Source organism: Vibrio sp. THAF64 (assembly GCF_009363455.1).
Taxonomy (GTDB): Bacteria; Pseudomonadota; Gammaproteobacteria; order Enterobacterales; family Vibrionaceae; genus Vibrio; species Vibrio coralliilyticus.
This window is the reverse complement of record NZ_CP045355.1, coordinates 1977001-1993221: the sequence shown is the minus strand read 5'-3', so window position 1 is coordinate 1993221 and position 16221 is coordinate 1977001. Positions and strand designations below refer to the sequence as shown.

Genomic DNA, 16221 nt, shown 5'->3' with positions numbered 1-16221 from the left:
GACAGCGGATTTGAACAAGAAATAGCATAACAATGGGAGTGGATACAGAACGGTATTGTCACTGATAATAATGCAGATTAGAATGCGAAATCTTTTCATTTGCAATATAACAAGATGTCCCGAATTCTAGTCGTTGATGATGATATTGAACTGTGTGCACTGCTAGTGGACGTGCTCTCTGCAGAAGGCTATCAAGTAGAGAGCGTTCATTGTGGCGAGAGCGCGCTGCAATACATTGAGAAAAAGCCTGTTGATCTCGTCCTCCTTGACGTTATGTTACCCAAACTCAACGGCATGCAGGTCGCGAAGCGTATCTGCCAACGATTTGCCACGCCGATATTGATGCTAACTGCACTGAATGATGAAGCGTCGATGCTCGACGGTTATCAGGCGGGTGCAGACCAGTACATTGCTAAACCTTTTAAAGTGCCTGAGTTGTTGACTCGTATTAAAGCGATTTTCCGTCGAGTTGGATTGGAAAAACAGCGTCAATCAGGCTGTCAGAGCAGTGTAGGTTTTGCTGAACACTTGTCCGGTGTGCCACTGACTGGCACAGAATCTGATTTACTCAACTACCTTATGCGTAATGATGGTGTGGTTGTCTCCAAAGCGGAGCTTCAGATTGAAGTATTGAAAAAAGAGCTCAGTCCATTTGACCGCAATCTGGATATGCATATCAGCAATGTTCGGCGCAAGTTGGTTGAAGCGGGCTTGTCGAAACAACACATCAAAACAGTGCGCGGCAAAGGCTATAGCTTTGTCGACTCTGTCAGGGGCTAGCCGTGTTTTCTCTTCGATGCCCAGAAGCTATTGCAACACGTAAGGATGCGCTGGTCTTTCAGTTATTTAGCTACATGTCCGCTGTTATCATTTCAATATTGCTTCTTCAAGCTGTCGCGGAGCAAGCATTAATGAAAGCGGTACTAAAAGTGCCGCCAGCACTGAAAGCTCAGATGTTAACGTTAGCTGAAGAGGCTAATGTATTGATCGAAGAAGGAGACATGGACGATTTAGCTGACTGGGCGAATGCGCAGCCTTTTTATCTGTTCGTTTTGAATGAAGAGAATAAGCCGCTTTCTCATCGTCAGATGCACCCACATTTTGAATTCAAGCTGCGTTTCTTGCGTGAGCTCGATGGACCACTCAATGATCAAGTCAGCAAACCCCTGATAGGTATTCCGCTAATAGAAAGAAACACTTTGGTTATTCAGCTGCCTAGTGAAGTGCATCCGGCTCACCGTTTTATTGTTTATCTGACGGTGAGCAAAATTATCATCGCCATTATCATGCTGATTCTTTTTTCTCAGATATTGGCGCGCAAGTTACAAAGGCCTCTTGATCGATTACGTGAAGCAAGTAACAAGCTTTCTCTGGGCAATTTTCGAGTCAATGTCGTTAGTGAGCTGAACTCCAATATTACCGAGTTTAACCAGCTCGCCCATGATTTTGATGGCATGACCCAAGAGATTCATTCACTGGCTGAGAAGCAGAGAAGGTTGATTCGAGACGTGTCTCATGAGCTGAGAACGCCTTTAGCTAGGCAAAACTTAGCGCTGCATCTACTACGCAGAAAAGCGGGCGAAGAAGAGCAAGCTTTGGTTGACCGATTAGAAAAAGAGGTCGATGAAATGGATAAGTTGGTGGGTGAGATCTTAGAGTTCAGCAGACTAGAGAACTCTCGTTACGTGACCGACGTTCAGCCTGTCTGCCCAGAAAGCATTGCGAACACGCAAGTAAATCAAAGCCGACTTCAGCTGGGAGCGGAGCAACAACTGGTTCTCAATGTAGCGCCATCTCTTCCTATGTTACATGCTGATGAACGTTTAATTTTGCGCTGTCTTAGCAATCTAATATCAAACTCAATGAAATACGCCGGTTCGGATGCGCACATCGAGGTGTCGATTAAAGCCTCTTCTGAACACGGCAATCAGTATTTAGTGTTTGACGTCGCGGATGATGGTCCGGGTATTCCAGAAGCCGCGTTAGAGGATATCTTCAGCCCATTTACTCGGATGGAGTCAGCACGCGACAAGCAGTCTGGGGGCTACGGTTTAGGATTAGCAATTGTCAAAGAAGCCATGACTTTGATGAAAGGCGAGGTCAGGGCGCAGAATCGTTTGCCCCATGGCCTTAGTATTCAACTCTATTTCCCAATAAAAACAAAGCCTTAATGGCTGTGCTTTTCATTATGGATGTCAGTGTTTTCTGCATTGATACCCTTATAATCAAGAGTGTTGCCGATGTTGCGGTAAGTTTGACTGCTCTCAGAACAACATTATTATTCCGCAAGCCTGCAGAGGCATTCATTCACCAGTAAACTTAATATTTCTGCATCGATAAATTTACGAATGCAAAGAATGTAAATTTAATGCAAATGATATTGGTTATCACTTATATTCTCGCCGAAATAATTAGTCAGGCGGCTTTTGGGGTCGTCATTTAATTCGGAGATGAATATGTTTACTAAGAGTCAGTTAGCACTGGTCATCGGTGCTGTATTAGCTGCACCTTCAGTTAGCGCGCAAACCACTCAGACTGATGAGCACATGGTTGTTGAAGGCCGTGAGTATGGTTATAAGGCTGACACAAACTCGACATCAATGCGTATGGAAGTGAGTCAGTTGGAAACGGCTGGTCAAGTGACCGTCATTGATAGTCAGGTAATGGAAGAGCAGCGTGCTACGACTCTTGGAGATGTTCTGAAAAACGACGCTAGCGTGAGCGCAGGTGGTACAGGTCGGAACCGTGAACGCTTTGCACTGCGTGGATTTGATGTAGAAAGCTCTTCTGGTTTCCTTCGTGATGGCCACCAACACTGGTCTCACTACCGCCAGCCTGTCGAATTACTGGAAAGAGTAGAAGTACTAAAAGGACCATCTGGTCTTCTTTACGGTATTTCGGCTCCGGGTGGCTTGATCAACATGGTGGCAAAGAAGCCAACATACGATACACAAGTTCAAGTCAGTCAAGATATCGGTTCAGATGACCAGTCTCGTACCATGGTAGATGTGAGCGGGTCACTCAATGACGCTCAGACGCTGCGAGCTAGAACTATTGTATCGAAAGAGAGCTACAGTTCATGGCGCACGTATGGTGATGGTTCAAAACCTCAAACTGAGCGACTTGTCGCTGGTCTGTTCGTTGATTACGACGTCAACGACGATATCACAGTTTCTGTTCACTACGACAAAACCAACGATAAAGGCAGCGTTGACTCGGGAGCAGTTTATACGCTGGACGGCCAACTGGTTGGCAGCAAAGAGCACATCTGGGACGCACAATGGTCTGAGATTGAAAATGACGTAGAAAACATTGGTTTCAACGTCAACGCAACACTGACGGACGTATGGAGCCTGAAAACAGGTTACAACTATCAGGATTTCGAGCGTGTAGATATTGAAAGCTACCCGGGATTCTCTAACCTAAATTCTGATGGAACAGGTACTGTATCTCATGGTGGTAGCAACCGTCATGATAAATGGCGATTCCGCACCGCTTATGTTGACCTAGTTGCGAACACTGAGATGTTCGGTGTCGAACACCAATTCCTAATGGGGTCTAACTGGTTAGGTTACAGTTATGATCGCAACCAGAAAGGGTTCAATAGTCAGGATGTGGCGCCGGGCGAATCCGTATCTGTTCCAACATTTAGCGGGAGCGATAAAGTCAGCCACAGCGCTTACGATACTTGGGGTTTCTACGCTCAGGATATGGTGACGCTGAACGAACAATGGCAGGTTATTGCAGGCCTGCGTTTTGACCGTAAAGTCGCAAATGGTGTTGCAGAAGAACACGTCGCTCCAAAATTGGGTGTGATTTACCACCCAGCTGACAATGGTAGTGTTTACCTGTCTTACTCAGAAAGCTTTGAGCCTCAAGGTCAGGTATCAAGCGGAAGCCGTACTTACCTCAACGATGGTGCTTTGCTGGATGCGAAAACAGGCGTTTCCTATGAGCTAGGGACTAAGTGGGAGCTGCTGGATAATCGTCTGTTTGTTTCTGGTGCTGTATTTGATATCACTCAGGAAAACATCTCGATGGATGTTGAAGACACAGCAACAGGGAATTACATCAAGACTCAAAACGGTCAGCAAGAACACCGCGGCGCGGAATTGTCAGCACAAGGCTTTGTGACAGAGCGTTTATCGCTAACGGGTTCGGCTATGTACTTAGATGCTGAAATCACACAGCACGAGACTTACGCAGGTAATCGCCCTGTGGATGTACCTGAGTTTGCGGCGAGTGTTTGGTCCAGCTACGCGGCAACCAACGAAGTTGATCTCAATGTCGGTGTGATTTACGAAGGTTCTCGCTACGGTGACGATGCGAACACGTTCAAGAAAGACGCTTACACACGTGTCGATATGGGTATGGCCTACACGCTTAAATACGATGAAAACCTTGATATGGTGGCTCGTCTGACGGTCGAAAACGTGTTTGATACAGATTACCTTGCTGGTGGAGGTTCAACATCTTCAAAACACGCTTATGCCGAAGACGTTGTGATTGGTGAAGGTCGAAACTATATGGCGACTCTACAAATCAAATACTAAAACACAATACGGTTAATCAACTTTGATACATTAGGGGAAAGGCATGGTCTTTCCCCTAAATGCATATTGAGCATATGGTTGATTGAAATTTTATGTAATCGCGTTACTATGTCGTGCGAGTGAAAATGAGATTGCTTCTCACTAATCAGTTTGACATCATTGAAAATTACACGTTATGAATCTATTTAAAACCAGTTTGGCGTTGATGGTTGCGACAGCAGGCTTCAGTGCAACGGCCTCGAGCCTTGATAGCGCTCAATCCATTCAAAGTAAAACCAATTCCTCATCCGCTGCGAGTCAGAAACGTATTGATGTCAGTGCTGAAAATACACTTAGCCTTCAAGCTGAAATTGAACAGCTTCAGGAAGAGGTCAAAAACCTTGAGGTTTATCGCTCTCACCTGACGGCGTTAGTTAAAAGCCAAGAGCAGGAAGCGGGTAATCTTGAAAATCAAATTGATGAGATAAAAACCACTCGTCAGGGTGTGGTTCCGCTGATGTATCAGATGATCGCAGGTCTAAAAGCGTCGACTGCTGATGATATGCCGATCAAACAAGAGCAGCGCCAAGAGCGTGTCGCGAAGTTGGAAAAAATGATGACTCGCGCTGATGTGAGCGATGCAGAGAAGTATCGTCGTATTCTAGAGGCGTATCAGATAGAGCTTGATTACGGTACCAAACTTGGCTTGTATCAAGACCAGATTGCGGTAAGTGAGGGCTCGCGTGAAGTTGACATCCTTCATCTTGGTCGCGTTTCACTGGTAGCTCGCAGCCTGAACGGCACGAAATTTTGGTCATGGAACCAGTCTGATAAACAGTGGCAGAGTGTCGATAGCTCGATGAAATCAGAGTTAGACAAAGCGTTTAACATCGCAGCGAAGCAAGCGGCGCCAAGCTTGATTACTCTCCCAGTTTCTCTAAACGTTGCGGAGGCAAAATAATATGAAACGTACATTAATTGCTTCCCTTATCGCGCTTGCTGGCCTGTCGTTTAACACTCAAGCTTCTTCTGAGCTGGTCAACAAAGCTCAGGCTGAAAACCAACAGCAGGCTCAACATAACGTCGCGCGCGAGTCAGGTTTTAAGCAAACAGAGAAAGAACTTAAAGCGCTCAAAGCACAACTGATCAAGCAGCGTGACGATTTGCAAACGCAAAATGACAAACTAGCGGCAAAGTTCAGTGACAACGAAAATACCTTGGCTCGCCTGGAAGAAAAACTTCGCTTAGAGACAGGAAGCCTAGGTGAAGTATTTGGCGTTGTGCGTCAAAACGCCAAAGAGTTGGAGTCTGAACTGCAGTACTCAGTGACCTCAGCAGATGCACAAACTCATGCCAGTGTGGTTAATGAGATTGTCGCAGCGACAAAACTGCCTTCTATGTATCAACTTAATGGTCTTTGGAAAGCGTTGGAAGAGCAGATCAAAGCCAGTGGTGAAGTGGCATCAACTGAAGTCCGTTTTGTTAACGGTGACGGGGTGGCTCAAAGCGAATCAGCCCTTCGACTTGGTTCGATTGGCTTAGTTGGAGCGCAGGGCTACTTAAACTGGAATGCCGCAAAAGGTGAAGCTCAGGCTTATATTAAGCAACCCGAGCAAGCGCCAACCATTTCATCTCTTTCTCCTTTAACAAATGGGCAGGTTGAGAACATTGTTCTTGATCCTTCTCGTGGTGTGATGCTGGAGCAACTGGCGCACAGCCCAAGCCTGATGGACAGACTACAAGCTGGTGGTGTGGTAGGTAAGATCATTCTTGGTCTGCTTGCGATTGGCTTGATCATAGCTGTAGTACGTGGCGTGAGTTTGTCTATTGCTCGCCAGAAGATTCGTGCTCAACTGAAGTCACCTCAAAATCCGGGTAATAACCCACTTGGCCGTGTGTTATCCGTTTACGGCAAAGAGAAAAACCTCAGTGTTGAAGCGCTTGAATTACGTTTGCTTGAAGCTGTCGTTGATGAGCAAGCAACGCTGGAAAAAGGATTGTCCATGCTCAAACTGTTGGCTGCTTTGGCACCAATGCTGGGTCTTCTGGGTACGGTTACGGGTATGATTGAAACGTTCCAGGTCATCACTCAGTTTGGCAATGGCGATCCTAAAGTCATGGCAGGTGGTATTTCGATGGCACTTGTGACCACCGTACTTGGTCTTGTTGCCGCTATGCCTCTTCTTCTGGCTCACAATATTCTGAGCTCGCAAGCTGAAACGATTCGCAACATCCTTGAGAAACAGGGAATCTCTCTAGTCGCTGAACAAGCGGAGAAAGATCTCAAGCCATCTCAGGAAGCGCTAGGGAATGTTGCCTAATGGATGCAATATTTGCATTGTTACCTGAAGCATTAGCTGGCAGTGACTGGCTACTCTCGTTGCAAAACTTTATGCAGCAGGGTGGTCAGGTGCTGTGGTGGCTGTCTGGTGTGGTAGCGTTATGCTGGCTATTGATTCTAGAGCGCATCATCTATCTGTTTGTCGAATTTCCCAAGCATAAAGCAAATTGGGTCGACGCTTGGCGTGAACGGAGCGACCAAACTTCTTGGTATGCTCGCTCTATCCGTGAAGGGTGGTTATCACAAGCGCACAGCCAGTTATATCAAAACCTGAACATCATTAAGGTTCTGGTTGCCATTTGTCCAATGTTGGGTTTGCTGGGCACAGTGACGGGTATGATCTCCGTTTTTGATGTCATGGCTAACCAAGGTAGCAGTAACCCTAAATTGATGGCTTCAGGCATCTCACTCGCCACATTACCAACAATGGCAGGTATGGTCGGCGCATTAACAGGCATGTTTTTCTATGCGCGATTAGTGAAAGCCTGCCAGTTGAGAGAAATTAAATTAGAAAAATCTTTAAGGAGTCAGCGATGAGACTCGGTCGACGTCACCATAAACAAGATGAAGCTCAGGTTGACCTTACTTCTATGCTTGATATCGTTTTTATCATGTTGATCTTCTTCATCGTTACCAGCTCGTTCGTACGTGAATCTGGTGTTGAAGTGAATCGCCCTCAGGCATCTAATGTGGTGAGTCAGAAGGACGCTGGCATTTTTGTCGCGGTCACTTCTGCAAACGACATTTATATTGATAAGCGAAACGTTGATATTGAACGTGTACAAGCGACACTAGAGCATTTGTTGCTGGATAAACCTGACGCTTCGCTGGTTATTCAGGCCGATGAACATGCCTACAGCGGTACTGTAGTGAAAGTAATGGATGCGGCGAAAGGTGCTGGTGTTAAGAACATAGCGCTGGCAGCGGAGAAGAAGTAGTGGGACGTTTGTTAATTGCAACGCCACTGGCTGCCGTATGTGCGTTAGCTATTTTCAGCTTTATGGCATGGATGGTGGACAGCGGTCATCGTAGAGCTCCTGATCCAAGTGAATCGCTGAGCTTTAATATGGTGATGGTGGAAAATGAGCAGGATGTTCAACGTCGCCAGCGAACGGTGCCAGAGCAGCCGAAAGCACCAGAAGTACCAGAGCAGATGCCAACTTCTCAAGCCAATACTGAATTGTCGCAGATTTCACCGATTTCACAGCCGTCACTTGGTCTGAATACCAGCATTGAAGGTTTGGCTATAAGTGCTCCAACGTTTGGCGACTTTGGCGTTAATCAAGAGGCGATACCTTTGTATCGTGTTGAGCCTCGCTATCCGACAAAAGCAATGAAGCGTCAAGCAGAAGGTTACGTGGTGTTGAAGTTCACCATTGATCCCACGGGTAGGCCAACAGACATTGAGGTTGTGGAAGCCAGTCCGAAACGTATGTTTGAGCGTAACGCTATACAGGCGCTTCGAAAATGGAAGTATCAACCTAAAGTTGTTGATGGAGTTGCGGTTTCTCAACCTAACAAAACTGCTAGAGTGGAGTTTAATTTAGCCAAATGATGAAACGATTAGCCCTTATCGCTTTGCTTCTGGCTTCGCCATTAACCGCGGCTCAGGAGCTGACTCAATACACTGCGGTTCGTGTTCAGAAAGCCAATGAACTCGCTCAGAAAGAACAGCTGAAAGAGGCGATTACTTTACTTAAGGAAATCGACACCTCGCGCGACTACGACAAAGCGTTTGTCGCTCGTATGTTGGCAGTGTTCTACTGGCAAGACGGCAACACCAAGCAAGCCATTTCGAAAATGGAGTATGCGGTTGAAAGTGGTCTACTGCGTGATGAACAGGCGTGGATCAGCCAACGTATGCTGGCTGATCTGTACCTTAATGACCAGCAGTTTGCTAAGGCACTTAAGCACTATTACCAGTTAGTTAAGTCGGTTCCTGAAACTCAAAAAGCTCAGGATTTGTGGTTGCGAATTGCACAGTCGCACTATCAACTAGAGCAGTGGGATAAAGTGGTTCCTGCGGTCGATAAGTATCTAAAGGTCGAGGAAAAAGAGATTCTTCAACCGCTATCACTCAAGCTGGGAGCACAGCTTGAGCTGAAACGCTGGAGCAGAGCTATTCCGACCCTTGAGTTACTCATCGGTATCCAGCCGGAGAAACTGAGCTGGTGGCGCCAACTGGTTGGCTTGCAAATGAAAGTCGGCAAAGACAAAGAGGCGCTCGATACCTTGGCTCTTGCAAAGATCAATGGGTTACCGTTGAGCCAGAGCGACAGACGTATGCTGGCCCAGATGTATGCCAAACGTGGTATCCCAGAAAGGGCCGCGATTGAAATAAGTGAGCTGGATGAAGCGCAAACGGATGTTCAGTTGCTGTCAGAACAGGCAACATATTGGCAGTTGGCGAAAGAGTGGGATAAATCTTTATCTATTTGGAAGTTAGCAGCCAAGAAAGACGCTAAGTATAACTGGAGTGTCGCTCAGCTCATGGTTCAGCAAGGCTATTACAAAGATTCGTTGTCGGTGCTAGATAAAGTGAAAGGCCGTGATGCAGACGTGGCGCTGGCCAAAACGCGTGCTTTGTACAAATTGAATCTGCTTGAGAAAGCGCTGGTACAAGCGAAAAGAGCCAACAATATCGAACCATCAAACCAGGCGAAGAGTTGGATTAAATACTTGTCTCAACTTAGGGCTGCCGCTCAACAGACGACAGGCTAATCGATTAAAAAAGGGAAGCAATTTGCTTCCCTTTTTGTTGCCGCTTACTTTTGATTTAAGCAGACATATTCCGCTCGCCATAGTAATTGCTTGGAGGATTGAATTGTCGTTAGCAGCTCCTGACCGGATAATTGCGGAAAGGCATGCAGAACCTTTACGTCGTTATCTAAGTCGGACTTTTCATAGGCCCTTACGTGAGTAAAGGTGCTGGATAGATTACGTGACAGCATAGATTTTGACAGGCAGATACCAAACATATCCCGTTTCATCGTCTTTCCCTCTGACATTGTATTGTGGACGGTTATTTATCGTGTTTTTATTATTACTCACTGCCCACTTCTAACGTTCCTACATTTTTCATGCTCAATAATTATACAGTCTAAATAAGTAAGTAGTACAAAAAATGTTCTAAAACTCTTGTGATCAAAATCAATTATTCCACTGGTTTTATATCAAAGTGTGTTTAAAACTATCAAACAACACATAAGACGAATTGTTGGGAGTGACTCAATAACAGGAGGGAATGGTTAGGATAATAGGCCTCACAAAATAGCGCCCAGTAACTCGTATAAATGTTAATTGGATGTTAGCCTCGATAGGATAAATGGGAGAGTTTATGAAATGGAGTAGTATCAGCTTTCGCAAGCGAATGCTGATTATCATGACGCTTTCTGGCTTGATTGAATTGTTGTTGCTTGCTGCCGCAGGCTTCTTCTACGTTAAACAAGAGCAGGAAGAAAAGATGGGGAAGCAAGCGCTTGGTGTCGCCTCATTTTTGGCAAACTCTCCATTCGTCGTAAAAATGATAGAAGATGGTGGTGGTTCAGAATATCAGCTTCGTTATCGTAATCTTACCGAGTTAATTGGCGCTGCGTTTATTGTTATTGGCGATAAGGACGGTATTCGCATCATCCATCCTATTGATGAACGCATTGGTAAACCAATGAAAGGGGGCGATAACGATCGTGCTCTGATAGAAGGTAAGAAATACGTTTCTTTCGCCCAAGGCTCGTTGGGTTACTCCGTTCGAGGGAAAGCGGCCGTTTTTGATTCGGATGGCAATATCATAGGTGTGGTGTCGGTTGGCTATCTCATTGACCGCCTTCAGGACCGACTTGAACCTTTTCTGATATTTTTGATTTTAATGGCGTTATTGGTGGTTGCAGCGAATGCTATTGTCTCAAGCTATGCATCTCGGCGTTTCCAGAAAGCGATCCTTGGTTTTGAACCTGAAGAAATCGGTCGTTTGTACGTTGAGTTAGACGTGACGATGGAAACGCTCAAAGAAGGCATTTTGAGCATCGATCAGTCGGGCAAACTGCGTTCAATTAACAAGAGTGCGTGTTATATATTGGGTTTGGAAAAGTCTCAATGCCTGAATAAGCCGTTAAAAGAAGTATTGCCTGAGAGTGACCTTCACACTGTTCTTACGACAGCCCGCACCGATCACGACATAAACCTTTATCTCAACAAACAAAGATTAATTGCAAACCGTAGCCCGATAATTGTTGAAGGAAAAGTGGTGGGGGCCGTATCGAGTTTTCGCTTGAGGGATGAGCTTAATGAGCTATCGGAGCAGCTAGCGAAAACAAAAGAGTACGCAGAGATGCTTCGCTCTCAGACTCATGAACATCGCAATAAGTTGAACACTATTAGTGGTATGGTTCAAATGGGTGAGCTGGACGCGGTTCAGCATCTGATTGGCCAGGAAACCGCGCATTACCAATCTTTGATTGAGTTCTTACGTGAAACCGTCAAAGAGCCATTGATCGCAGGCATGCTGCTGGGCAAGACGGAGCGTGCTCGAGAGCTTGGGCTTGAACTTATCGTCGAAGAGGGCTCCCGACTTGAGCCTCTGCCTGAGCGGATTAATGCAGAAGATCTTGTGACTATTTTGGGCAACCTTATTGATAACGCTTTTGATGCCACGCGCAGCGCGATTACTTTGGATGCCATGTTTGCCCCAGTACGAAGACAAATTGAAGTTTCCATTGGTGATTTCGGGAATGAAATCATTCTCGAAGTCACGGATCAAGGTTGTGGTTTACCCGAAGATCTTTCAGTAGAGCATTTGGTTGAACGGGGTGTGTCAACCAAAGACAAGTCGACCAGAGGAGTGGGCCTCTACTTGGTGAATGAATTAGCAGTGCGCTATCACGGCGCGCTGGAAATCACGAATAACGAACAGCATGGAGCTAGAATGACAGTGTATTTACCGAAGGAAGAGCAGGTATGACATCCGTAACACGAGTGATGATTATTGAAGACGATCTCAACATTGCTCAATTACATCAACGTTATCTGGAACAGATGGAAGGCTATGAGGTTATCGGGATTGCCACTACGAAAGTCGAAGCTGAGATACAGCTTGATGTGTTGAACCCAGATCTCCTGTTACTTGATGTGTATCTTCCGGATGGAACAGGGTTGGAGCTTTTACAGGAACTGCGTGCCCGCAACCAAAGCTGCGATGTCATTCTTATTACCGCAGCTCGTGATGTCGATACACTGCAACAGGCGATGCGTGGTGGTGTTGTCGACTATCTACTTAAGCCTGTTGTATTCCCAAGGCTGGAAGCAGCATTGAAGAAATACGTAGTACAAAAGCATCAGTTCACGAGCGCTTCGGATCTTGACCAAAATTTGGTGGACAAGATGCTACAGAGCCCATCTACTGCAGAATCCAGTGTTCAAAGGTTGCCTAAGGGTATCGACAGTGTCACTCTCGACAAAATACGTGCGTTGTTTTCTGGTGCAGAAAGTATCACAGCAGATGAAGCAGGAGAACGCATTGGTGCGAGCCGTACAACAGCTAGACGCTATCTAGAATACCTTATCAGCTCTGGTGAACTAGTGGCTGATCTTAACTACGGCACGGTCGGGAGACCCGAACGCTGCTATAAGCGATCGTAACTACAACTTTCGATTAGAAAATTCTCGCCCAAATTACCTAGACGTATTTTGCATCCGCCTCTAAAGTTTATTGATAGATGTGACACTATTTACTGTTAGAGGCGGCTATGAAATCTTTACTCAGCCTGTCTCTATCGCTCTTGTTGTTTTCATTTCCGATTGGAGCGATAGAGCTCAATGAACTTCAGTTTTTGACCGAAGAATACCCACCATACAACTTTACCCAAGATGGTGAAACAAAAGGCATTTCGATCGATTTGCTGATTGCTGCTGCTAAATCTGAGGGGATAGAAATCAAGAAAGAAGATATCAAGGTTCAGCCGTGGGCTAGGGCATACCGAACCACACTGATTAAGCCTGATGCGGTACTGTTTTCGACTACTAGGACAAGGTTGCGTGAACACCTGTTCCAATGGGTGGGACCTTTGAGTGAAACGCGGATCGTCGTTATGGCGAAAAAGTCCCGTCAAATCAGTATCGAGAACACAATCGACTTTGCTCAATATCGGATTGGAGTCATTCGGGACGACGTGGGTGAACAGCTGATGTTAGAGCTTGGCGTGCCGAGAGATTCAATGCAGGAGAACTCTGTAGCTGAGACTTTAGCTCAGCAACTGGCTAAAGGGCGTATTGATCTTTGGGCATATGAAGAAAACGTCGCTAAGTGGTGGATCAAGCAAATCGGATACGACACCAGCGATTTTGAGGCAGTGTTTGTGCTCAGAGAAGGGGAACTCTACTATGCTTTTAATTTAGCGGTAGATGAAAAATTAACTGAGAAGCTACAACGCGGTATCGATGAAATGAAAAATACCATCGGTGAAGCGGGTATGTCTAAGTATCAGGAGATTGTTGATACCTATCGCTAAAGCACTTTGGTTGAAATCAAATCAGGAAGCGGCGGTATGCGTATAATCGTCATTTTGCTGTGCATGATGTGCCAGCACGTTTTTGCAAAAAATGAAATTGAACTTACATTGCCATCTCAGATGGATGGCGGTCATGTCTTCTATCATGAGTTGCTTTACAGAGCATTAGGCGATGCAGGTTACACGGTCACAATATCAGTTCCCCAAGATCATATTCCTCAAAAGCGTGCGACTAAAATGGTTGAAAGTAATCAGCTATCTTTAACTTGGCTGATTGAGACAGAAGAAAGAAATCAGCAGTATGTACCAGTCAAGGTACCGCTAACCAATGGTCTGATAGGTAAACGTGTGTTGCTCATTCCACCTCAATTGCAGAATGAGTTTAACACTATAAGGAACTTGAAAGACTTGCAGGATTCAGGTCTGATCGCAGGGATGGGAATGCAATGGTACGATGTGGCGATTTGGCAGGCTAATCAATTGCCAGTGCATTTAGAAGATGGTGAGTGGAGGGCACTTTACTCCAAGCTCACTCCAAAAGGCGATGTGAACTACTTCCCGAGAGGGATGACCGAAATTCTAGGTGAAGCAGCACAAAACCCCCACCTAGCGATAGAACAACGCCTACTTTTAAATTACGAGAAAGACTTTTATTTCTATCTATCTCATGAAGCTGCGGGTTATCGCCAGATTTTGGAGCAAGCGTTAAAGCAGGCCAAAAACAGTGGCCTGATAGATCGATTGGTGCGTAAATACTGGCAGCAGACGTATGAACAAATTAAACCCGATGATCGGGTGGTGATCAATCTGGCTTTACCCGAGGCTGGATCCCACAAACAATAAGCCATTCCTACATAAACACTGACATATCCCCTAAGTTAGCGTATAAATTCTTTAAGAGTTTCATACATTTCCTAAGTGGTGGAGTAGATAAAGCGAAATGGAAAGTGTTTTCATCGTTGTCGTTTTGTTGGTTTTATTTTTTGTCTTTGTGCAAAAACGTTATTTGAAACAAGATGAGCTGAAAGACAGTGCCTATAAGAAAAAAGGCCCCTTGATGAATATGCAGGAATCGGCATTTTACAATGCCCTGATGACTGCAGTAGGTCAGCATGGCATTGTTATGGCAAAAGTAAACATGACAAATATTGTTGCCCCACTGGCTACTGATAAAAAGCAGTGGTTTATCGCCAATAACCGCATTGCTAAGAGTTACTTTGATTACGTGGTTTGCGACCCGCGTACACTTCAGGTTCGTGTAGCAATCGAATTGGATGATGGCAGGACACTCGATAAAGGCAAAATAGAACGCCAAAAGCTATTAATGCACGTGTGTAAGTCGTCAGGCATTCCCTTAATCGGCACTTCCGTTAAACACAGCTATCAGGTTGGCAAGTTGCGTCGTCTTCTGGCGTCTCATATCGATTTGATCGAACCAGAGAAAGAGATACGTTTCTGTAAGCGTTGTGGTAGCCCTATGGTGATTAAGACTGCTTCTCAAGGGGAGTTCAAAGGTCGTCGTTTCTTTACCTGTAGCCGACAACCTCAGTGTACTTATACAGAAAACTACAATGTTGTGTTTGATGAAGATGACTCAGAAGGCTAATGACTAAAAGTAACTGTTATCAAGAGCAGGTCATCATGGCCTGCTCTTTTTGATTGCATACCATGACTTGGTTACGCCCGTTCTTCTTGGCCTTGTAAAGCTCTTTATCTGCTTCTTTCAGTACGCTTTCGAGATCGTTGTAGAGGTCACACTGATAAATCCCAATACTCGCCGTGAGAGATATTGGCTGCTCATTGTTGTTGAATCGGTAGCGTTCAATGGCCATTCGGATTTGTTCAGCCTTAATCATGGCATGTTGAATATTAGTGTTGTGTAGAGCGATGCAGAACTCTTCTCCACCAATGCGATACACCAAGTGTTCATCGCTTAATCCATCAATGAGTGCTGCTGTCTGAACGAGCACCTTATCACCAATGTCATGGCCGAATTCGTCATTGACTTGTTTAAAGTAATCCAAGTCCAAAACCAGAAGCGACAAAGGTAGTGTTTCACTTTCTTGTCGGTAGCGGTCAAAGTTATGAATTAAGGCGTGGCGGTTATAGACACTAGTGAGAGCATCACGTGAAGCAAGCTGCCCCAGTGATGCCTCTGATGTCTTACGCTTGACCTCGAGAATGTGGCTGGCGAGCCAGACACTCAGATAGGCGAGGGCAAAATTAACGATGAGCTCAAAATAGCTAACAACACCATCGACGAACGATTTATCAACCACAAGGAATAGCTGGCTAATGAAGCCCATCATGGTCGCAACAAATCCATACCGTTTACCCAGAATAAGGTAAAACAGAACCGGGTAGAGGAAACTCCAGAGGAACAAACCATTTTCTATCGGGTATGTCAGCGTCGTGAAATAAACCAAACCTATGATGCTATAGACGTAGCAGTTTGAGAGTAAAAGGGAAGCAGTGCTTCGGTAGCTATTGAAAGCGACATAGAGAGAAAAGCTACAAAAAAGACTCTGAATGATCGCCAAGAGATGATAAACGCCAAAAAACACATTAAGAGTGGCAATAATCAATGACATCAGGGCAAGAAGCATACTTAGCCAGAACAAGACTGCTCGACGTAACTGTCTGGAAGGATTAAATATGTCAAGCTCCATCTTGAGTAGCCTTTGTAGGAATATGCCTAAGTATGAATATCAGACAATAGTATGCTTTTCGTATGGGGAATCAAGCATAAGACTGAACAAGGATCACACTTTAAAGACTATAAATGATACAGCGTATTAAAACTATACAGGTATTATGTGCGCAAGTTAATGTAATGTATAAGAAA

General features: G+C 45.3%; 16 protein-coding genes. 14 read left to right on the top strand and 2 right to left on the bottom strand.

The window, feature by feature from the left end; all coding sequences use genetic code 11:
- Nucleotides 1-114: 114 nt before the first annotated feature.
- The 9 genes from FIU99_RS09090 (at nt 115) to FIU99_RS09050 (ending at nt 9594) form a co-directional block, all read left to right on the top strand.
- Nucleotides 115-780, top strand: coding sequence for a response regulator transcription factor (locus FIU99_RS09090; RefSeq protein ID WP_038158988.1), 666 nt, complete (start codon nt 115-117; stop codon nt 778-780).
- A 74-nt stretch (nt 781-854) separates the two neighbouring features.
- Nucleotides 855-2171 (top strand): histidine kinase sensor domain-containing protein, encoded by a 1317-nt coding sequence (locus tag FIU99_RS09085; protein ID WP_251768362.1) that lies wholly within the window; start codon nt 855-857, stop codon nt 2169-2171.
- A 285-nt stretch (nt 2172-2456) separates the two neighbouring features.
- Nucleotides 2457-4553, top strand: a complete 2097-nt coding sequence (locus tag FIU99_RS09080; RefSeq protein ID WP_152472203.1) for a TonB-dependent siderophore receptor — start codon at nt 2457-2459, stop codon at nt 4551-4553.
- Between the two features lie 175 nt (nt 4554-4728).
- Nucleotides 4729-5493 (top strand): DUF3450 domain-containing protein, encoded by a 765-nt coding sequence (locus FIU99_RS09075; RefSeq protein WP_152472202.1) that lies wholly within the window; start codon nt 4729-4731, stop codon nt 5491-5493.
- Nucleotide 5494: 1 nt separating this feature from the next.
- Nucleotides 5495-6853 (top strand): MotA/TolQ/ExbB proton channel family protein, encoded by a 1359-nt coding sequence (locus tag FIU99_RS09070; protein WP_152472201.1) that lies wholly within the window; start codon nt 5495-5497, stop codon nt 6851-6853.
- Nucleotides 6853-7410, top strand: a complete 558-nt coding sequence (locus tag FIU99_RS09065) for a MotA/TolQ/ExbB proton channel family protein (protein ID WP_006962451.1) — start codon at nt 6853-6855, stop codon at nt 7408-7410. The genes FIU99_RS09070 and FIU99_RS09065 overlap by 1 nt, the downstream gene beginning before the upstream one ends.
- Nucleotides 7407-7811, top strand: coding sequence for a biopolymer transporter ExbD (locus tag FIU99_RS09060; protein WP_006962449.1), 405 nt, complete (start codon nt 7407-7409; stop codon nt 7809-7811). Before FIU99_RS09065 ends, FIU99_RS09060 begins: the two co-directional genes overlap by 4 nt.
- Complete coding sequence (locus tag FIU99_RS09055; protein ID WP_152472200.1) at nt 7811-8428, top strand: energy transducer TonB; 618 nt, start codon at nt 7811-7813, stop codon at nt 8426-8428. Before FIU99_RS09060 ends, FIU99_RS09055 begins: the two co-directional genes overlap by 1 nt.
- The gene (locus FIU99_RS09050) at nt 8425-9594 is read left to right on the top strand and encodes a lipopolysaccharide assembly protein LapB (RefSeq protein WP_152472199.1); all 1170 of its coding nucleotides are present in this window, start codon (nt 8425-8427) and stop codon (nt 9592-9594) included. The genes FIU99_RS09055 and FIU99_RS09050 overlap by 4 nt, the downstream gene beginning before the upstream one ends.
- Before the next feature lie 44 nt (nt 9595-9638).
- Here the strand turns inward: FIU99_RS09050 and FIU99_RS09045 are convergent, their stop codons facing one another.
- Nucleotides 9639-9863, bottom strand: coding sequence for a hypothetical protein (locus tag FIU99_RS09045; RefSeq protein ID WP_021457094.1), 225 nt, complete (start codon nt 9861-9863; stop codon nt 9639-9641).
- Nucleotides 9864-10210: 347 nt separating this feature from the next.
- Between FIU99_RS09045 and FIU99_RS09040 the strand changes: the two genes are divergently transcribed.
- The 5 genes from FIU99_RS09040 (at nt 10211) to FIU99_RS09020 (ending at nt 14982) form a co-directional block, all read left to right on the top strand.
- Nucleotides 10211-11830, top strand: a complete 1620-nt coding sequence (locus FIU99_RS09040) for a sensor histidine kinase (protein ID WP_006962439.1) — start codon at nt 10211-10213, stop codon at nt 11828-11830.
- Nucleotides 11827-12507, top strand: coding sequence for a response regulator (locus FIU99_RS09035; RefSeq protein WP_006962438.1), 681 nt, complete (start codon nt 11827-11829; stop codon nt 12505-12507). The genes FIU99_RS09040 and FIU99_RS09035 overlap by 4 nt, the downstream gene beginning before the upstream one ends.
- Before the next feature lie 107 nt (nt 12508-12614).
- Nucleotides 12615-13376, top strand: a complete 762-nt coding sequence (locus FIU99_RS09030; RefSeq protein WP_006962436.1) for an ABC transporter substrate-binding protein — start codon at nt 12615-12617, stop codon at nt 13374-13376.
- Between the two features lie 36 nt (nt 13377-13412).
- Nucleotides 13413-14219, top strand: a complete 807-nt coding sequence (locus FIU99_RS09025; RefSeq protein WP_152472198.1) for a hypothetical protein — start codon at nt 13413-13415, stop codon at nt 14217-14219.
- A gap of 97 nt (nt 14220-14316) precedes the next feature.
- Nucleotides 14317-14982: a DUF2726 domain-containing protein gene (locus tag FIU99_RS09020; protein WP_152472197.1), complete on the top strand. Its 666-nt coding sequence runs from the start codon at nt 14317-14319 to the stop codon at nt 14980-14982.
- Nucleotides 14983-15001: 19 nt separating this feature from the next.
- On the opposite strand, the gene FIU99_RS09015 is transcribed toward FIU99_RS09020, so the two are convergent.
- Complete coding sequence (locus FIU99_RS09015; RefSeq protein WP_045984721.1) at nt 15002-16045, bottom strand: GGDEF domain-containing protein; 1044 nt, start codon at nt 16043-16045, stop codon at nt 15002-15004.
- Nucleotides 16046-16221: the final 176 nt, after the last annotated feature.